Source organism: Aeromonas sp. 61P (assembly GCF_051919545.1).
Lineage (GTDB): Bacteria > Pseudomonadota > Gammaproteobacteria > Enterobacterales > Aeromonadaceae > Aeromonas > Aeromonas veronii.
The window spans coordinates 631,513-650,000 of record NZ_JBQBEL010000001.1 but is presented as its reverse complement, the minus strand read 5'-3'; the positions used below and the strand labels follow the sequence as shown (position 1 = coordinate 650,000).

The 18,488-nt window shown below is 59.5% G+C and carries 16 protein-coding genes, 1 tRNA gene, 2 rRNA genes and 1 pseudogene (1 of these 20 running past the window's edge); 11 read left to right on the top strand and 9 right to left on the bottom strand.

Annotated features, from left to right (window positions below; translation table 11 throughout):
• From ACTG2O_RS03185 to ACTG2O_RS03175, 3 genes are all read left to right on the top strand, one after another.
• Positions 1 to 1,301, top strand: a 23S ribosomal RNA gene (locus tag ACTG2O_RS03185) (it extends 1,589 nt beyond the left edge of the window).
• A 120-nt stretch (positions 1,302 to 1,421) separates the two neighbouring features.
• Positions 1,422 to 1,536, top strand: a 5S ribosomal RNA gene (rrf, locus tag ACTG2O_RS03180).
• A gap of 97 nt (positions 1,537 to 1,633) precedes the next feature.
• A tRNA-Asp gene (locus tag ACTG2O_RS03175) sits at positions 1,634 to 1,710 on the top strand.
• A 253-nt stretch (positions 1,711 to 1,963) separates the two neighbouring features.
• Here the strand turns inward: ACTG2O_RS03175 and ACTG2O_RS03170 are convergent.
• Both ACTG2O_RS03170 and ACTG2O_RS03165 read right to left on the bottom strand, forming a co-directional pair.
• Entirely contained in the window at positions 1,964 to 4,546 is a 2,583-nt protein-coding gene (locus ACTG2O_RS03170) for a bifunctional acetate--CoA ligase family protein/GNAT family N-acetyltransferase (protein WP_439975323.1), read from the bottom strand.
• A 73-nt stretch (positions 4,547 to 4,619) separates the two neighbouring features.
• Positions 4,620 to 4,811, bottom strand: coding sequence for a hypothetical protein (locus ACTG2O_RS03165; protein WP_005339486.1), 192 nt, complete (start codon positions 4,809 to 4,811; stop codon positions 4,620 to 4,622).
• 192 nt (positions 4,812 to 5,003) lie between these two features.
• Between ACTG2O_RS03165 and ACTG2O_RS03160 the strand changes: the two genes are divergently transcribed.
• A complete protein-coding gene (locus ACTG2O_RS03160) occupies positions 5,004 to 5,864 on the top strand; it encodes a hypothetical protein (protein ID WP_439975322.1) in 861 nt (286 codons plus the stop codon).
• On the opposite strand, the gene ilvY is transcribed toward ACTG2O_RS03160, so the two are convergent.
• Entirely contained in the window at positions 5,853 to 6,746 is an 894-nt protein-coding gene (gene ilvY / locus ACTG2O_RS03155; RefSeq protein WP_005342097.1) for an HTH-type transcriptional activator IlvY, read from the bottom strand. The genes ACTG2O_RS03160 and ilvY overlap by 12 nt on opposite strands.
• 221 nt (positions 6,747 to 6,967) lie before the next feature.
• Between ilvY and ilvC the strand changes: the two genes are divergently transcribed.
• Positions 6,968 to 8,449 carry a ketol-acid reductoisomerase gene (ilvC, locus tag ACTG2O_RS03150; RefSeq protein WP_439975321.1) on the top strand — a complete coding sequence of 494 codons (1,482 nt, stop codon included), beginning with the start codon at positions 6,968 to 6,970 and terminating at the stop codon, positions 8,447 to 8,449.
• Positions 8,450 to 8,605: 156 nt separating this feature from the next.
• Here the strand turns inward: ilvC and pgi are convergent, their stop codons facing one another.
• The 5 genes and pseudogenes from pgi to coaBC all read right to left on the bottom strand — a co-directional run bounded on the left by pgi (position 8,606) and on the right by coaBC (position 14,011).
• Complete coding sequence (gene pgi, locus ACTG2O_RS03145; RefSeq protein ID WP_005355982.1) at positions 8,606 to 10,255, bottom strand: glucose-6-phosphate isomerase; 1,650 nt, start codon at positions 10,253 to 10,255, stop codon at positions 8,606 to 8,608.
• Positions 10,256 to 10,602: 347 nt separating this feature from the next.
• On the bottom strand, positions 10,603 to 11,439 hold the full coding sequence (locus tag ACTG2O_RS03140) for a mechanosensitive ion channel domain-containing protein (RefSeq protein ID WP_005339493.1): 837 nt from the start codon (positions 11,437 to 11,439) through the stop codon (positions 10,603 to 10,605).
• A gap of 165 nt (positions 11,440 to 11,604) precedes the next feature.
• Positions 11,605 to 12,201, bottom strand: a complete 597-nt coding sequence (slmA, locus tag ACTG2O_RS03135; RefSeq protein WP_005339495.1) for a nucleoid occlusion factor SlmA — start codon at positions 12,199 to 12,201, stop codon at positions 11,605 to 11,607.
• A 69-nt stretch (positions 12,202 to 12,270) separates the two neighbouring features.
• Positions 12,271 to 12,729 carry a dUTP diphosphatase gene (dut, locus tag ACTG2O_RS03130; protein ID WP_005355985.1) on the bottom strand — a complete coding sequence of 153 codons (459 nt, stop codon included), beginning with the start codon at positions 12,727 to 12,729 and terminating at the stop codon, positions 12,271 to 12,273.
• Positions 12,730 to 12,809: 80 nt separating this feature from the next.
• Positions 12,810 to 14,011, bottom strand: a pseudogene (coaBC, locus tag ACTG2O_RS03125) (bifunctional phosphopantothenoylcysteine decarboxylase/phosphopantothenate--cysteine ligase CoaBC).
• Between the two features lie 147 nt (positions 14,012 to 14,158).
• On the opposite strand from coaBC, the gene radC reads away from it, so the two are divergent.
• The 6 genes from radC to ACTG2O_RS03095 all read left to right on the top strand — a co-directional run bounded on the left by radC (position 14,159) and on the right by ACTG2O_RS03095 (position 17,831).
• Positions 14,159 to 14,833, top strand: coding sequence for a RadC family protein (gene radC / locus ACTG2O_RS03120; RefSeq protein ID WP_429075108.1), 675 nt, complete (start codon positions 14,159 to 14,161; stop codon positions 14,831 to 14,833).
• Between the two features lie 136 nt (positions 14,834 to 14,969).
• Positions 14,970 to 15,206 carry a 50S ribosomal protein L28 gene (gene rpmB / locus ACTG2O_RS03115; RefSeq protein ID WP_005307492.1) on the top strand — a complete coding sequence of 79 codons (237 nt, stop codon included), beginning with the start codon at positions 14,970 to 14,972 and terminating at the stop codon, positions 15,204 to 15,206.
• Between the two features lie 11 nt (positions 15,207 to 15,217).
• On the top strand, positions 15,218 to 15,385 hold the full coding sequence (gene rpmG / locus ACTG2O_RS03110; RefSeq protein WP_005307500.1) for a 50S ribosomal protein L33: 168 nt from the start codon (positions 15,218 to 15,220) through the stop codon (positions 15,383 to 15,385).
• A 93-nt stretch (positions 15,386 to 15,478) separates the two neighbouring features.
• Entirely contained in the window at positions 15,479 to 15,934 is a 456-nt protein-coding gene (locus ACTG2O_RS03105) for a hypothetical protein (RefSeq protein WP_439975320.1), read from the top strand.
• A 34-nt stretch (positions 15,935 to 15,968) separates the two neighbouring features.
• Positions 15,969 to 16,781, top strand: coding sequence for a bifunctional DNA-formamidopyrimidine glycosylase/DNA-(apurinic or apyrimidinic site) lyase (gene mutM / locus ACTG2O_RS03100; RefSeq protein WP_021231536.1), 813 nt, complete (start codon positions 15,969 to 15,971; stop codon positions 16,779 to 16,781).
• A 177-nt stretch (positions 16,782 to 16,958) separates the two neighbouring features.
• Positions 16,959 to 17,831, top strand: a complete 873-nt coding sequence (locus ACTG2O_RS03095; RefSeq protein WP_058057065.1) for a VirK/YbjX family protein — start codon at positions 16,959 to 16,961, stop codon at positions 17,829 to 17,831.
• A gap of 92 nt (positions 17,832 to 17,923) precedes the next feature.
• On the opposite strand, the gene coaD is transcribed toward ACTG2O_RS03095, so the two are convergent.
• A complete protein-coding gene (coaD, locus tag ACTG2O_RS03090; RefSeq protein ID WP_107683354.1) occupies positions 17,924 to 18,409 on the bottom strand; it encodes a pantetheine-phosphate adenylyltransferase in 486 nt (161 codons plus the stop codon).
• Between the last annotated feature and the right edge of the window lie 79 nt (positions 18,410 to 18,488).

Here is an 18,488-nt window from a genome sequence, read left to right as displayed (position 1 = left end):
ACCCCAAACCGACACAGGTGGTCGGGTAGAGAATACCAAGGCGCTTGAGAGAACTCGGGTGAAGGAACTAGGCAAAATAGAACCGTAACTTCGGGAGAAGGTTCGCTCTTGACAGTGAAGTCCCTTGCGGATGGAGCAGTTGGGAGTCGCAGTGACCAGATGGCTGGGACTGTTTATCAAAAACACAGCACTCTGCAAACACGAAAGTGGACGTATAGGGTGTGACACCTGCCCGGTGCCGGAAGGTTAATTGATGGGGTTAGCGCAAGCGAAGCTCTTGATCGAAGCCCCGGTAAACGGCGGCCGTAACTATAACGGTCCTAAGGTAGCGAAATTCCTTGTCGGGTAAGTTCCGACCTGCACGAATGGTGTAACCATGGCCATGCTGTCTCCACCCGAGACTCAGTGAAATCGAATTCGCCGTGAAGATGCGGTGTACCCGCGGCTAGACGGAAAGACCCCGTGAACCTTTACTACAGCTTGGCACTGAACATTGAACCTACATGTGTAGGATAGGTGGGAGGCTTTGAAGGCGTGACGCCAGTTGCGCTGGAGCCGTCCTTGAAATACCACCCTTGTATGTTTGATGTTCTAACGCAGGGCCCTGAATCGGGCTCGCGGACAGTGCCTGGTGGGTAGTTTGACTGGGGCGGTCTCCTCCCAAAGAGTAACGGAGGAGCACGAAGGTTGGCTAATCCTGGTCGGACATCAGGAGGTTAGTGCAATGGCATAAGCCAGCTTAACTGCGAGACGGACAGGTCGAGCAGGTACGAAAGTAGGTCATAGTGATCCGGTGGTTCTGAATGGAAGGGCCATCGCTCAACGGATAAAAGGTACTCCGGGGATAACAGGCTGATACCGCCCAAGAGTTCATATCGACGGCGGTGTTTGGCACCTCGATGTCGGCTCATCACATCCTGGGGCTGAAGTCGGTCCCAAGGGTATGGCTGTTCGCCATTTAAAGTGGTACGCGAGCTGGGTTCAGAACGTCGTGAGACAGTTCGGTCCCTATCTGCCGTGGGCGTTGGATGATTGAAGGGAGTTGCTCCTAGTACGAGAGGACCGGAGTGAACGAACCTCTGGTGTTCGGGTTGTCACGCCAGTGGCACTGCCCGGTAGCTAAGTTCGGAATCGATAACCGCTGAAAGCATCTAAGCGGGAAGCGAGCCCTGAGATGAGTCATCCCTGACCCCTTGAGGGTCCTAAAGGGCCGTTGGAGACCACAACGTTGATAGGTGGGGTGTGTAAGCGCGGCGACGTGTTGAGCTAACCCATACTAATTACCCGTGAGGCTTAACCATACAACACCCAAGAAGTGTTCTAAGGCTTGTAGCAAATAGAACGAACTACTCAAATTCAGTGATAGTGACAAGCCAAGCGCAACATCACTACTCACGTCAGCTTTCTAGATTAAGAATTTGCCTGGCGGCCATAGCGCCGTGGAACCACCTGATCCCATGCCGAACTCAGAAGTGAAACGCGGTAGCGCCGATGGTAGTGTGGCATTCGCCATGCGAGAGTAGGACACTGCCAGGCACCCAATTAAACGGTGATGTGAAGAATCACGTCACTGGCTGCGAGGATGACACCTCATAAGAAGCAGCAGAAGATTTAGCGCAAGCTAACCGAATGCGGAGCGGTAGTTCAGTCGGTTAGAATACCGGCCTGTCACGCCGGGGGTCGCGGGTTCGAGTCCCGTCCGCTCCGCCACTAATTTGAAGGCCTTCCCGATTGGGAAGGCCTTTTTGCTATGGGCGATTTTGTCCAGTGACCTCCAGATTTGCACACAGGAACCAACACAAAGCCCAGTCTCTCGACAGGGCTTTGGTGTTTTTAGCATGTTAAACCGTCAACGTTTGGTTTTTTAGCTGCGAAGAGAGTGCCAGATAGCCGGTTATTTCCACCATTTTCTGGCTATATCCGAGCCTTATCAGCCATTTGAGCGAGTTTACAGGCGGCTAAATCAGCCTTCTGCCGCCTGCTGGTTGCAGGGAAGTTCCATATTGACCACCCCCTCTTCCATCTGGACATCGATCTTGAAGCCAAGCCGTTTGGCAAGGTTGACCATGCCGCGATTGCTGGGCATGGTCATGCCAGATAACTGGCCAATTCCCTGCTCTTTGGCGTAACGGATGATTTTCTCCATCATCAATTTGCCGAGCCCCACCCCTTTCAAGTCCGATCGCACCAGAATGGCAAACTCGGCATCGCTGAGATCCGGCGTCGAGATGGCGCGTACCACGCCGAGGATCTGATCCTGCAGCTCGCCATCTTGCCCCACCGCCACAAAGGCCATCTCCCGGTCGTAATCGATCTGGGTCATGCGAGCCAGCTCTTCATGACCCAGCTCGCCCACATCGGCGAAGAAGCGTTTGTACCTGTCTTCATCGGAGACCTGCAGCACGAACTGCTTGTGAGCCGGTTCATCTTCCGGCCGGATCGGGCGCAGCAGGATATGGCGCTGATCTTTAAGCCAGGCACCCTCTTCCAGCTCGGTAGGATAGGGGCGGATCGCCAGTCGGTTGCTGGTCGGGATGGCGGGGTCAGCCAGCGTGAGGCTGGCATCCAGTACCACCATCTCGGCACCGCACGCTTGTAGCGGGTGCAGATCCAGCTCCTGAATCTCCGGAAAGGCGAGCAGCAGCTCGGAGAGTTGGCAGAGCACCTGACCGAGAGCATCAATATCCAGTCGCTCCGGCGTGGCCTGTTCACGGATCTTGCGGCTCTTGAGGGCTCCGATGATCTGGTAACGAGCCAGTGCCTGATTGAGCGGTGGCAAGGCAGCCACCATCTCCTGCGGTTCCGCACCCGACTCACCCAGCAGAATGACGGGGCCAAAGATGGCGTCTTGCTGGATCCGCACCCGCAGCTCCAGGCCACCGCTGCGGCGAGCCATGCGTTGCACCAGCAAGCCTTCGATGCGGGCGCCCGGATCATGCTGTTTGACCCTGTCCAGAATGGCATCTGCAGCTTGCGCCACTTCGGCCGAGGTGCGCAGATTGAGCACCACGCCGTGCACGGCAGACTTGTGCAGGATGTCGGGCGAGCGCAGCTTCACCGCCACCGGATAGCCGATCTGCTCTGCGGTCAGGGTCGCCTCAATGGCGTCGGTAACGATCCAGGTTGGCAGGGTCGAGAGACCGGCGGCTTGCAAAATCGGGTGTACCAGATGGGTATCCAGCCTCAGTTGCTTGCGCTCCTGCGCCTGACGGATCAACTGCTGGCAGAGCTCGCCATTGAGTTGGTTGCCGTGCAGTGACGCCGGTGTCTCCATCAACTGCTTCTGGTTGCGGCGGTATTCCACCATGTGCATGAAGGCGGCCATGGCGCTTTCCGGTGTGCGGTAGGTCGGGAAGCCCGCTTCGGTAAAGAGTTTGCGCCCCTCCTGCGCCGAGTACTCTCCCGCCCAGTTGGTAAGAATATTGAAACGGCGTGCTCTTGGGTGCTGTTTCAGGTGGGCGATAAGATGGCTGGCCAGTGGTGCACTGGGGGCCGTGAGCGAGGGGGCATGAATGATCAGGATGGCATCGATCCCCTCTTCCCCGAGCAGGTTGTCCAGCGCCTCCTGATAGGTGGTGATGGTGGCATCGCTACCGATATCGAGTGGCGGGCGAGCCAGCTTGCCGCCCCGCTCCAGCAGCACATCCACCGCCATATTGGCCAGCCCTCGGCCGTTGGAGATTATGGCGAGCCGCTCCCCCTTGAGGGTCATGGAGTGGCTGAGTGTTTCCACCGCGGCAAACAGTTCGTGGGTATCCCGTACCCGCAGCATGCCGGCACGGCGGATGGCCGCATCGTAGACATTGTCGAGACCATGGGCCGGTTCGTGGCGCCCGCTTTTCAGCACCAGGATCGGCTTGTTGCGTGAGGCTGCCCGCGCCGCCGAGAGAAAGTGGCGGGCGTCGTGCAACTTGTCCATGTAGATCAAGATGGCGCGGGTGACGCTGTCGCGGGAGAGCTGATCCAGCAGCTGGCCGAAGTCGATATCACAGTGATCGCCAAGGGAGATGAAGGCGGAAAAGCCCAGTTCATGCTGCTTGGCCCAATCCAGAATGGTGGTGCTGACGGCGGCGGATTGCGACAGAAAGGCGACCTGCCCCGGCTTGGCGGCAGTGGGGGAAAAGCTGGCGTTGATCCCCTGGCCGGGCAGCAGCATCCCCATGCTGTTGGGGCCGAGCAGGCGAATGCCATATTGCTGGCAGACCCGTTTCAGCTCCAGCCGCTCCTCGGGGGAAAAGTCGGCGGCCAGTATGATGGCAGCTCCCGCGCCCTTTTGGCCGAGCGCTTCCAGCAGCGGCAAGACCCGCTCCCGTCTGGTGCAGATGATGGCGAGATCCGGGGTCAGCGGCAGGCTGGCAATATCGGGATAGGCCAGCACGCCGGCGATGGACTTGTTGCGCGGGGTGACAGGGAGGATGGGCCCTTTGAACTGGCCCGCCAGCAGGTGGCGCACGATCACATGACCCGCCTTGAGCGGGTCGGTCGAGGCGCCGATCACGGCGATTGAGTGGGGTTTGAACAGCCGATCCAGACCGCTTGCTTTCATGGGCACTCCCGACAAAAGGGGGAAGATACCAGTCTAATACGCCTTTGCTGCGGGTTCTGTGACCGGATCCTGATCACCGTTTGTTCAGGGCATTGGCACGCAAATAAAAGCGCAGTTCGCCTTGTACCCGGCGAATGGCTCCCAGGTGGCGTTCCTGCAGATAGATATCCTGCTCCCGGTCGAGCGCCGTGCTGGGCACGCCCATGCTTTGCAGATACTCGTCAAACAGGGTTGAACCCTTGATCTCTACCAGATGCTGTTTCATGGCTCTCCTCCCTGCGCCTTGGCGTTTGTTGATGAACGTCCAGTCTGCGATGACCTGCCGGGTTTGCCTATTGTCACTTTTGACACGAGATTTGACACGAGAGCGCTCACACATCTTTCAGAGAGGGCGCCGTTGAGGCGCTGGCTGGCGTTATAGTATGGCGAGGAGCACGAGGCATAGTTGGTGCACAGGATGATCAGAGTCTGGTGGTGGTGCATGGCACTGTGGACGGTTGGCGTATCGGCAACCGAGCAGCCTATCCGCGCCTGGAATCTGCTGCTGGATCACCCCAACCCCGCCGTCGTCCAGTTGCTGCGGCTCTCCCTCGATCTCACCGTGCCCGATTATGGCCCTTACCAGCTGGTCTCCAGCCCGCAGATGGAGCAGGGGCGGGCGGTGAAGGAGCTGCGCAGCGGCGAGCTGGTTCAGGTCGGTGTTTTTGCCCCCGATGGTGAGCGAGAACGGGAGTTGCTGGCAATCCACATTCCGCTGGCCAAGGGGTTGCTGGGATGGCGGGTGTGTCTGGTTCGGCAGGGGGATGAGGGGCGTTTTGCCGCGATCGGATCGTTGGCGGACTGGCATCGCGCCGGGCTCTCCATCGGCCAGCACAGATCCTGGCCAGACACCCAGTTGCTGCGGGCTAACGGCCTCAAGGTGACGGTGGGCAATCTTTATGAGGCGCTCTTCAACATGCTGCGCAAGAAGCGCTTTGACTGCTTCCTGCGCTCGGTCATCGAGGTCGAGGATGAGCTAAGGCAGCATCCGGATCTCGCCATCGAGCCCCGTCTGGTGTTTCGCTATCCGCTGGCGCTGCTCTTCTTTGTCTCGCCAAAATATCCGGAGCTGGCCCAGCGCATCGAGCTTGGCCTGCTGCGAGCGCGGCAGTCTGGTGCTTTTGACCGGGTCTTTGAAGAGGGATTTGGCAGCACCATTCGGCGGTTGAAACTGGATGAGCGGGTGCGCCTCGAGTTGCACAACCCCGACTTGCCGCAGCCCAGTCGCGTCATGATGGTCGATCCGGCCCTTATCTATAATCCGGTGTCAGCGCAGTGAGCCCTGATTCTGCGCGGTATCCCAGAAGGCGCGGATCAGCGGCTCCTCCAGCCGCTTCTTGAGCACCCCGATCCCCACATCAAATGGCTTGAAGGCGGGTTTGAGGTCGATGATCCGCACCTTGTCGCCGAGCGGGCTGTGGTCGATCACCGCCGCGGGCACCAATCCTACGCCACAGCCGAGCGCCACCATGGCGACGATTCCCTCGTTACCCGCCACTTCGGCATAGATGTTGGGGGCGATCCCTTTGTTGCGAAACCACTGATCGCTGCGTTTTCGGGCCAGCCCCTGTTCGGAGAGGATGACCGGCAGCTGCTCCCAATCTGGCTCGCCCTGGCGGAACCACTGGTTCAGTTGCGGTGCGTTGCGCGGCGCGATAAAGACCAGCGGCACCAGCTGAAGGCTGGCGAACTCCAGCTTGGCGGGCAGGGCATCGGGACGGGCGGCGATGGCGAGATCGGCCTCATCGGCCAGGATCTTGTCCACCGCCAGCGCCGGGTCGCCAGTCTCCAGCTTGATCTCCAGCTGGGGGTAGCGGCGGCGAAAGCGCTCCAGTACCTCGGGCAGCAGAAAGTAGCTGGCAGTGACCGAGCAGAAGACCCGCAGACGACCTTGCAGTGGCTCGTCGCTGCGTTTGAGCTCCTGTTTGAGCTGGCGCCACTCCTGCAACAGGCCGCCGCCAAATTCCCGCAGCTTCTCGCCGGCGGGGGTAAGCCGCACCGAGCGGTTGTCCCGCTCGAACAGGATGCAGCCGGTCTCCTGCTCCAGCCGCTGGATCGCGCGACTCAGGGTGGAGGGGCTGACCGCCATGGCATCGGCGCTCTTGCCGAAGTGGAGGGAGTCGGCGAGGTGGAGAAACAGCTCGAGATTGCGAAGGTCCATCTTTCAGCTCCTGGCGCGGCATGTGTGCCCGATATCCAGCGGTTGGCGGCTTGTTTCTGCCATCCCGCGGTACATTCAGCAGGCGATTATGAAGGGCTAACGTTTCAGTTATTGCAATGTACTGTTTCGAATATATCAGTTCAGGCAATAAGTGTCCCGCGCTATAGTGGTTCAGACAACGCCGCTATCCGGCATGGAATCAATCGAACGGAGCAATCACCATGGCTAACTATTTCAACACCTTGAACCTGCGTCAGCAGTTGGCCCAGCTGGGCAAGTGTCGTTTCATGCAGCGCGAAGAGTTCGCGGACGGCTGCAACGTGCTGAAGGGCAAGAAGGTGGTGATTGTGGGCTGTGGTGCCCAGGGTCTGAACCAGGGTCTGAACATGCGCGACTCCGGGCTGGATATCTCCTACGCCCTGCGCAAGGCCGCCATCACCGAGAAGCGTGCCTCCTGGCAGAAAGCTACCGACAACGGCTTTGCGGTCGGTACCTATGAAGAGCTGATCCCGACCGCCGATCTGGTGCTGAACCTGACTCCGGACAAACAGCACTCTGACGTGGTGAAGACCGTGATGCCGCTGATGAAGCAGGGTACCGCGCTTGGCTACTCCCATGGCTTCAACGTGGTGGAAGAGGGTCAGCAGATCCGCTCCGACATCACAGTTGTGATGGTGGCGCCCAAGTGCCCGGGCACCGAGGTGCGTGAAGAGTACAAGCGTGGCTTTGGTGTGCCGACCCTGATCGCCGTTCACCCTGAAAATGACCCGAAAGGCGAAGGCATGGCCATCGCCAAGGCGTGGGCCTCTGCTACCGGCGGCGACCGTGCCGGGGTGCTGGAGTCCTCCTTCGTGGCGGAGGTGAAATCCGACCTGATGGGCGAGCAGACCATCCTCTGCGGCATGCTGCAGGCCGGTTCTCTGCTCTGCTACGACAAACTGGTTGCCGAAGGCACAGACCCGGCCTACGCCGGCAAGCTGATCCAGTTCGGCTGGGAGACCATCACCGAAGCCCTGAAGCAAGGTGGCATCAGCCTGATGATGGACCGCCTCTCCAACCCGGCCAAGCTGCGCGCCTTCGAGCTCTCCGAGCAGCTCAAGACCCTGATGCGCCCGCTGTTCGAGAAGCACATGGACGACATCATCGCCGGTGAGTTCTCCCGCGGTATGATGGCCGACTGGGCCGAAGACGATGCCAAGCTGTTCGGCTGGCGCGAAGAGACCGGCAAATCGGCCTTCGAAAACGCCCCGGCGTTTGCAGGCAAGATTGCCGAGCAGGAGTACTTCGACAATGGCGTGGTGATGGTGGCCATGGTCAAGGCGGGTGTCGAGCTGGCGTTCGAGACCATGGTGGCTTCCGGTATCTACGAGGAGTCTGCCTACTACGAATCCCTGCACGAGTTGCCGCTGATCGCCAACACCGTTGCCCGCAAGCGTCTGTACGAGATGAACGTGGTCATCTCCGATACCGCCGAGTACGGCAACTACCTGTTTGCCAACGCTGCAGTGCCGTTGCTGCGCGAGCACTTCATGCCGACCCTGAAAGCGGGCGATCTGGGTGCCAGCAAGGCGGAAGGGCAGAGCGTCGACAACCTGGCGCTGCTGGCGGCCAACGAAGCGACCCGTAACCACCCGATCGAGAAAATCGGCCAGGTACTGCGCGGTTACATGAAGGACATGAAACGCATCGCCGTTGGCGGTTAAGTCTGCATCGGGCAGGATGATGAAGGGGCGGGGATGACGATCCCCGTCGCCGGTCGGACTGGACACCCGACCGGCCAGCCAGAAAAATCAGCCTGACAGTCATAAAAAAGCCCCGCTCATCGAGCGGGGCTTTTGCATTCAGAAAGGCTGGATAAATCAGGCTTTCCACGCTTTCCAGGTGTTGATCAGACCGTTGGTGGAGCAGTCGTGGCTGGTGACAGCCTCGTTGTTGCCCAGCTCCGGCAGGATCTTGTTGGCCAGCTGTTTGCCCAGCTCCACGCCCCACTGGTCGAAGCTGAAGATGTTCCAGATTGCGCCCTGTACGAAGATCTTGTGCTCGTACATGGCGATCAGGGCACCCAGGGTTTTCGGGGTCAGGCTCTTGAACAGGATGGAGTTGGTCGGGCGGTTGCCTTCGAACACCTTGAACGGCACCAGATCCTTGACCTGCTCCAGGGTTTTGCCAGCAGCCAGGAACTCGGCTTCGACCTCTTCCTTGCTCTTGCCGAAGGCCAGTGCCTCGGTCTGGGCGAAGAAGTTGGCCAGCAGTTTCGGGTGGTGGTCACCGATCGGGTTGTGGCTGATGGCCGGTGCCAGGAAATCACAGGGGATCAGCTTGGTGCCTTGGTGGATCAGCTGGTAGAAGGCGTGCTGGCCGTTGGTGCCCGGCTCACCCCAGATGATGGGGCCGGTCTGGTAGTCAACCGGCTTGCCGTTGCGATCCACGTACTTGCCGTTGGATTCCATGTTGCCCTGCTGGAAGTAGGCAGGGAAGCGGTGCATGTACTGATCGTACGGCAGGATGGCTTCGGACTCGGCACCGTAGAAGTTGTTGTACCACAGGCCGATCAGCGCCAGCAGCACCGGCACGTTCTGCTCATAGGAGGCAGTGGCGAAGTGCATGTCCATCTCGAAAGCGCCTTGCAGCAGGGCTTCGAAGTTTTCGAAACCGACAGACAGGGCGATGGGCATGCCGATGGCAGACCAGGAGGAGTAGCGGCCGCCAACCCAGTCCCAGAACTCGAACATGTTGTTGGTGTCGATGCCGAACTCGGCCACGGCCTTGCCGTTGGTGGAGAGGGCCGCGAAGTGCTTGGCAACGTGGGCCTTGTCACCGGCGATCTTGATGAACCAGTCGCGGGCGGTCAGGGCGTTGGTCATGGTCTCCTGGGTGGTGAAGGTCTTGGAGGCCACCAGGAACAGGGTGGTTTCCGGATCGATCTTCTTCAGGGTCTCGGCGATATGGGTGCCATCGACGTTGGAGACGAAGTGCATCTGCAGGTGGTTTTTGTAGGGACGCAGTGCCTCGGTGATCATTACCGGGCCCAGATCAGAGCCACCGATACCGATGTTGACCACGTGCTGGATCGCCTTGCCGGTGTAGCCTTTCCACTCGCCGGAGATGATCTTCTCGCAGAAGCCCTTCATCTTGGCCAGTACGGCATTCACTTCCGGCATCACATCCTTGCCGTCGCACTCGATGGGGCGGTCGGAGCGGTTGCGCAGGGCCACGTGCAGTACGGAGCGCCCTTCGGTCATGTTGATCTTGTCGCCATTGAACATGGCATCGATCGCGCTGCGAAGATCGGTCTCTTTGGCCAGATCAACCAGCAACTTGAGGGTTTCTTCGGTGATCAGGTTCTTCGAGTAATCAACCAGGATGTCGCCGCCGAAGGTAAGGGAAAACTTGTCAAAGCGCTTCGGGTCCTGCGCGAACAGATCCTTGAGTCGGGTCTCTTTGTTTGCTGCAAAGTGGGCTTCCAGTGCCTGCCAGGCCTGGGTTTGGGTTGGATTGATATTTTTCATAGGATTCCTGAAATGCCAAGTTGTGTTTGAACCTTGCAGGCAAGGTCCCGCCAAACCTTATTATCCGAGCATTATAGCGAGCCGAACGGGCGGCCCGTGTAACAGATTTTTACCGATTGTCTTTTACCGCAATGGGTCACTGTCGGGAGCATACAACCAGAACATTGGGATTATGTGTCACGAAAGCAAGGCGGATCTTGCGCTTGCTCATGATTGGGGCCACCCCGATAGCCTGAAATTGTTTTCATCCGGTTGGCGTGGTTATGCACCGACATGGCCATGGGCTGGGGCCAGAAACGACAATGCCAGCCCGAAGGCTGGCATTGTCTGTTGCAGCAGAACCGCGATCACGCCTGCGGTTTTTGCATGTGCATCACCATCTGCGGGAAGGGGATCTCGATGCCTTCGGCATCAAAGGTCAGTTTCACCTTCTCGTGGAAGTCGAACCAGACACCCCAGTAATCAGCGGTTTTCACCCACGGGCGCACTACGATATTGACCGAGGAGTCGGCCAGCGCGGCAACGGCGATGGTGGCTGCCGGATCTTTCAGGATGCGCGGCTCTTCGCTTACCAGACGCTCGAGGATCTGTTTGGCCTTGCGCAGGTCAGAGCCGTAGCCGATGCCAAAGGTCATATCGACGCGGCGGGTATCCATGCGCGAGTAGTTGACGATGGTGCCGTTGAGGATGGCGGAGTTCGGGACTACCACCATCTTGTTGTCACCGGAGGTGAGGGTGGTGGTAAAGAGCTGAACGGACTGCACCACACCCGCGGTGCCCGCCACTTCGATGAACTCGCCCGCCTTGATGGGGCGGAAGATGATCAGCAGGAAGCCGGCAGCGAAGTTGGAGAGCGAGCCTTGCAGCGCCAGACCGATGGCCAGACCGGCGGCACCGATAATGGCGACGAAGGAGGCTGTCTGCACGCCGACACGGCCCAGCGCGGCTATCACCACGAACACCAGAATAGCGTATTTGAGGATGCTGCCGACGAAGTGGGTGACTGTGGTGTCCAGCTTGCGGGCCTGCATCACCTTGACCACGCCACCGCTGATGAGGTTGGCGGCGATATAGCCGACCAGCAGGGTCAGCAGGGCGGCGGCGATATTGACGCCGTATTCGATCAGCAGTCCCTGATTATTGACCAGCCAGGTCTGCGCTTCGGTAATGATTTCGGGTTCCATAGGATGTCCTGTCAGGTTCTAAAAGGTTTATGGTGGATAAATCTAACACCGCAGCGCGACAGTACGGGTCGCATCTGGTACTTCTTTTCTGCCATAAAAACCTGACACAAAAAAGAAGGGAGGCCAAAGCCTCCCTTCTTTTTGCTGAATGATGCGAAAAAACCATCAGCTCTGCAGCAGCTGGCTGCGGATAAATTGCCACTGATCTTCGAAACCGGCGGTCGGCTTGAGCTTGAACTCGGAGCGCACGAACTGGCTGATGCGGCCTTCGGTGTAGGCCAGCAGCAGATTGGCCAGCATGGTCTCGTCGAGCTGGAAGCCTTGACCCTCGCGCAGCCGCTTCTCACGCAGCACCTGCTTGATCTGGGTCTCCAGCTTGTCGAACAGGATGCTGATGCGATCCCGCAGCCGATCGTGCTCACCCAGCAGGGCGTCGCCATTGAGGATGCGGGTGATGCCGGGATTGCGCTCGGCGAACACCAGCAGCAGCTGCAGGATGTGGTGGCAGCGCGCCATGGTGTCTTTCTCTTCCGCCATGATCAGATTGACCCGTGACAGCAGGGAATCCTCGATAAAGTCGATCAGCCCCTCGAACATCCGCGCCTTGCTGGGAAAATGTCGATAGAGGGCTGCTTCAGAGACGCCGACCTCGGCCGCCAGACGGGCCGTGGTGATGCGCTGACCCGGACTGGTTTCCAGCATATGGGCGAGCGCTTGCAGGATCTGATCGCGCCGACTCTGTTTCTGATTACTGCTTGCCATGGATTCCCCTAAAAAAAACAATGGCTTGATTCTATTATTAGGCACCGCCCATCGGGCTGGTGTGGCCTGTTATTGGCGACCAGAAGAACCAAAACCGCCTTCACCCCGTTCGCTCTGATTGAACTCATCGACCAGTTGGAAGCTGGCCTGAACTACCGGCATGATCACCAGCTGGGCGATGCGCTCGCCGGGTTGCATGGTGAACTCATCCTTGCCGCGGTTCCAGACCGAAACCATCAGCTGACCCTGGTAATCGGAGTCGATGAGGCCGACCAGGTTGCCCAGCACGATGCCGTGCTTATGGCCGAGGCCGGAGCGGGGCAGGATGGTGGCACACAGACCCGGATCCTGGATGTGAATGGCCAGACCGGTCGGCACCAGGGTGGTATCTCCCGGAGCCAGAGTCAGCGGCGCATCCAGCAGTGCGCGCAGATCCATGCCGGCAGAGCCCGGTGTTGCGTAGGCGGGCAGCGGGAACTCGGTACCGATACGGGCATCCAGAATCTTCAGTTCAATTTGTGTAGTCATGAATCGCTTTTTCAGTTGGATCTTGTATTGGCGCCCCTCTTGGCAGGCGGGGCGCCGTGAGTCTTGTTTTTTCGGGACGCTCAGTGCCGGTAGTGGCGCGCAATCAGGGCGATCAGGTGACGGGCCAGCGTCAGCTTGTCGGCCAGCGGCAGCGGGGCCTTGCCCCCTTGCCAGAACACGGTCAGGGCGTTGTCATCTGCGTTGAAGCCTTGCCCCTCGCGGGACACATCGTTGGCGGCGATCATGTCCAGCCGCTTACGCTGCAACTTGTCGAGGGCGTATTGTTCCACATCCACGGTTTCGGCGGCAAATCCGACGGTGAAGGGTTTGTCTGAAAGGGCACCAACGGCCGCGATGATGTCGGGGTTTTTCACCAGCTTCACCACCATCTGGTCGTTGTCGCCGGTTTTCTTGATCTTCTGGCTGGCGACCTGCTCGGGGCATAGTCGGCCACCGCCGCGCAGCCGATGAAGAGGTCGCACTCGCCGACCCGGCTCATCACCGCCTGATGCATCTGCTCGGCGCTCTCGACATCGATGCGGGTGACGCCAGCAGGCGTAGCTAGCGTCACCGGACCGCTCACCAGCGTCACTTCGGCGCCCGCTTCACGGGCAGCTCGGGCGATGGCGTAGCCCATCTTGCCGGAGCTGTGGTTGCTGATGTAGCGCACCGGATCGAGCGCCTCGCGGGTTGGCCCTGCGGTGAGCAGCAGTTTGACGCCTGCCAGCAAGGGTTCGGCGGCCAGCTGCTGGCAGCAGCGCTCCACCAGTTCGAGGGGGTCCAGCATCCGCCCCGGGCCCACATCGCCACAGGCCTGGCTGCCAGCATCCGGCCCCCACAGCAGAATGCCGCGGCTGGCCAGGGTCTTGAGGTTGGCCTGGGTCGCGGCGTTGAGATACATCTGCTGGTTCATGGCAGGAGCCAGCGCGATGGGCGCCGGAGTGGCCAGACAGAGGGTGGTCAGCAGTTCGTCGGCCATGCCGGCGGCCATCCGTGCCATCAGGTTGGCGCTGGCGGGGGCGATCAGTACCAGATCGGCCCACTTGGCCAGCTCGATATGGCCCATGCCCGCTTCGGCAGAGGGATCCAGCAGGCTGTAGGCTACCGGATGACCGGAGACCGCCTGCAGGGTCAGCGGGGTGATGAACTCCTTGGCGGAGCGGGTCATCACCACCCGCACTTCGGCGCCCTGATCTTTCAGGCGGCGTACCAGCTCGGCACTCTTGTAGGCGGCGATCCCGCCACTGACACCCAACAGGATGCGTTTATCGGCCAATCTCATCTGCTGTTTCTCTATCCGGCTCATTCTGACTGGTCGGCTAAGATACCACACGCAATGGATGACGACAGGGGTTGGCATCAAGGGGTGTGGTCGGGCGCGCGCAATTTTTTGCTATGTTTTTTCTCAACAGGGATGAGGGAGAGACAAATGAGCATCAAAGAGTGGCCGGAAGATGAACGCCCCAGAGAGAAGCTGCTGCGTCAGGGGCCCATGGCGCTCTCCGATGCCGAACTGCTCGCCATCTTTCTACGCACCGGCGTCAATGGCCTGAGTGCAGTGGATCTTTCACGCAACCTATTGAATCAATTCGGCTCTTTGCGCAGCTTGCTGGGCGCGGATCAACGGGCATTCTGCGAGGCGCACGGTCTTGGCCCGGCCAAATATGCCCAGTTGCAGGCGGTGCTGGAGATGGCCAGACGCCATCTGGCCGAGCAGTTGCAACGGGGCGATGCGCTCACCTCGCCCCAGCTGACCCGCGACTATCTGCAGGCCCAGCTGCGGGATCGGCAGCGCGAGGTGTTTGCCCTGCTGCTGCTCGACAATCAGCACAGAGTCATTCAATTTGTTGAGCTTTTTTTCGGCACAATCGATTCGGCGAGCGTCTGGCCAAGAGAAATCGTGCAGATCGCGCTCAAACATAATGCAGCCGCGGTGATTCTGGCGCATAATCACCCGTCCGGCGTCGCCGAGCCCAGCAGGGCCGACCGCCAGATCACGGATCGGATCACGGCCGCTTTGGCCCTGATCGATATCAGAGTGCTGGATCACTTGGTGATCGGTGATGGCATCACGGTTTCTTTTGCCGAGCGCGGTTGGCTATAACTGTGCTCTGGCACCGTATTAGTTGATCTTTGATCACGGATGCTGTATAAAATGCCGCCTTCTGTTTGCCCCGCAATCGAAGGCCAGCGGGGCAGATATTTGCTCGAGCAATGAAGTAAGATTTGGAGAGACTGACATGTCTAGAGTATGCCAAGTAACCGGCAAGCGCCCGGCAGTTGGTAACAACCGTTCGCACGCTAACAACGCCACCAAGCGTCGTTTCCTGCCGAACCTGCACACTCACCGTTTCTGGGTTGAGAGTGAAAAACGCTTCGTAAGCCTGCGCGTATCCGCAAAAGGCATGCGTATCATCGACAAGCGTGGCGTTGAAGTGGTTCTGGCTGAACTGCGCGCCAGCGGTGTTAAGGTATAAGGAATTAGATCATGGCTAAAGGTATTCGCGAGAAAATTCGCCTGAACTCCAGCGCCGGTACTGGTCACTTCTATACCACTACCAAAAACAAGCGCACCATGCCCGAAAAAATGGAGATCAAAAAGTTTGATCCCGTTGTTCGTCAGCATGTGATCTACAAGGAAGGCAAAATCAAGTAATTACTTGATGCTGCATTCCCAAAAACCCGGCTTCGTGCCGGGTTTTTTTATGCGCCGAATTCAGTACACTGCCGGTTCAAAGGGAGGCTTGCCATGTTCAAATTGAGCCGCAAAGGCTGGAATAACGTGATCATTGTGGTGGTGCTGATCGTGATCACCCTGTTGCATCGTATGGAGACTGCCCAGCAGGAGAACAGCGCCAAGCGGGCTCGCCCCTTGCTGCCGGATGCGTCTGTGGTGCTCACCTGGCAGGGACCGAGCTGGCAGATTGAGCGGGTCGGTCAGGGCTGGCGCAGCATGCCGGATCTGGGACTCGACACAGCGCAGCTGGATGCCCGTCTGGCGCGCTGGCAGAGCTGGTTGCTGCCCCCCGGCGAGGTGGTGCGCGGCACCCCGGTGGCCATCAAGGTGTGGATTGCCGGCCAGAACGATCCGGTCGAGATCGGCCTCTATCAGAACAGCGGCCAGTATGGTGCTCAGCTCCCCTCCGGCCTCTGGCTCTCCCTCACTGCCGAGCAGTATCGCGACCTGATGCGTCCTGCCCCCTGATTGTTCACCAGTCGACTCTGTTTGCGAGGTTCCAATGCCTGAATTGCCAGAAGTAGAAGTCAGCCGGCAGGGGATCTCTCCCTGGCTTACCGGTATCAAGGTCACCCGCGTGGTGGTGCGCGATGGCCGCTTGCGCTGGCCGATCCCCGGTGAAATTCAGGAGCTGGTGGACCTCACCATCCATCGGGTGCGTCGCCGTGCCAAATACCTGCTGCTGGAGACCGATTTCGGCACTGCCATCCTCCATCTGGGGATGTCCGGCAGCCTGCGGGTACTGGATATCGGCACCCCGGCCGAGAAGCATGACCACGTGGATATCGAGCTGGAGAATGGCAAGCTGCTGCGGCTCAACGATCCGCGCCGTTTCGGCGCCCTGCTCTGGACCCGCGAACCGGCCGAAGCCCACGCGCTGCTCGCCAAGCTGGGGCCAGAGCCGCTCACCGATGCCTTCAGTGCTGATTACCTGCGTGAGCGCGCCAAGGGACGCAGCACCGCCATCAAACAGTTCCTGATGGACAATCAGGTGGTGGTCGGGGTGGGCAACATCTACGCGAACGAGGCGCTCTATGCTGCCGGCATTCACCCCAAACGGGCGGCGGGCAATATCAGTGCCGAGCGGCTGGGAACCCTGGTGGCCGAGATCAAGCGCGTGTTGGCCGAGGCAATTCGCCAGGGCGGCACCACTCTCAAGGATTTCACCAGTGCCGATGGCAAGCCGGGCTATTTCGTGCAGCAGTTGCAGGTCTACGGCCGTGGCGGTCAGCCCTGTTTCCACTGTCACACCCTGCTGACCGAGACAAGAATGGGCCAGCGCACCACGGTTTTTTGCAGTCATTGCCAGCGCTGAGCGCACTTTTTGCCCCGATCCGGGGGAAGTTGTAACAGCGTATTTCCACTCTGTTGAAGATTTGCACAGCTGTCACTAGTATCCCGACCGTTCAGGCGGTTTGAGAATATAAAAATGACAGTTAAATCAATAGACTGGGAATATTTATCCCGGCAGGAGCGCTATTGCGCAAAATCCATGGCCCGCTTCCTCTACCCCGAGGGATGTGACCGGAAAACCTTCAATCGCGGCAAGTTCGTGCTGCGCAGCCTGCTCTATCGCAAGTCGCTGAGCCGGGTCTTCAGCCTGTTTCAGTGCGACTCGCTCAAGGCGCTGCCGGCGGTCTATCCCGAGCTGCTCGACAAGCCGATGCGCCCCTATCGCTTCGCCTGTGCCAGCGCCCGTGAGCGGGCCGAGATGCTGGAAAATCACTACCGTTTGCTGCTGGAGTGCTACCCGCAGCTGATCGACCCCCTCTATCTGGGCGAGGGGATCGAACTTGGGCACTATCCCCAGAGCGGCTGCCGCATTCTGTTGCGCCACGATGGCACCTTCCGCCGCGAGGCCGAGCTGGCGCTCTCCATCGTCAACGGCGAGGGGCAGCGCCTCTACAGTTGCGCCTTTTCGCTGGCAGGTAGCGTGGATCGTTTGATTCTGATGATCGGCTCCATGCAGGGGCCGGAGCCTGCGGTCGACAATGCTCAGGATCGGGTGCGCGAGCTGACCAAAGAGGGACATGGCCTGCGGCCCAAATCCCTGCTGGTGCAACTGGTGCTGCAACTGGCGCAGAGCATGGGAGCGGCGGAGGTGCTGGCGGTGCGCAAGCGGGCCCACGTGTTTCAGGCCAAGCGCTACAGCAGCAAGCAGAAAGCCAATTTGCAGGCCGATTATGACGAGCTGTGGCAGGAGTTCGACGCCCGGGATGTGGATGCCAACTTCGTCGCCCTGCAAGCCCAGCCACGCAAGCCGCTGGAGGAGATCGCCTCCAAGAAGCGGGCCATGTATCGGCGCCGCTACGAGTGGCTCGATCAGCTGGTGCAGGAGATGAATGAGCGGTTTGCCCGTCAGTAACCGGCAAGCAGGCTGACCTCTCCATGCGAGAGAGATACAACAAGGGCTACCCGCGGGTAGCCCTTGTTCGTTTCTGCCAATCAGGGGAGGGATTAGCGCTGTTGCTGTTTGGCTGCGATGGCCTGGGCCACCACGGGATCGACAAACTGACGAATGTCGCCACCGTGCAGCGCCACCTCTTTCACCAGAGTGGAGGAGATAAAGGAGTTCTCCTCGGCTGGGGTGAGAAAGACGCTCTCAAGCGTGGGCATCAGGCGACGGTTCATATTGGCCAGCTGAAACTCGTACTCGAAGTCGGAGACGGCGCGCAGGCCGCGGATCAGCACGTTGGCTTGATGCTCTTTGGCGAAATCGACCAGCAGCCCGGAGAAGCCCACCACCTTGACGTTGGGAAGCGTGCTGGTCACTTGCTGGACAAGCTGGACACGTTCTGCCAGATCGAACAGCGGGCGCTTGCTCGGGCTGTTGGCGACCCCGACCACCACCTCGTCAAACAGCTTGGCGGCGCGGCCGATGAGATCGGCGTGGCCATTGGTAACGGGATCAAATGTCCCGGGATAAATCACCCTGGTAGTCATCTTTGTGGTCCTGCAACCTGGAAATTTGGTCGCATTATAAGGTCGTCGCTTGAGAATAGCAGTGCATCAGGCAAGAATA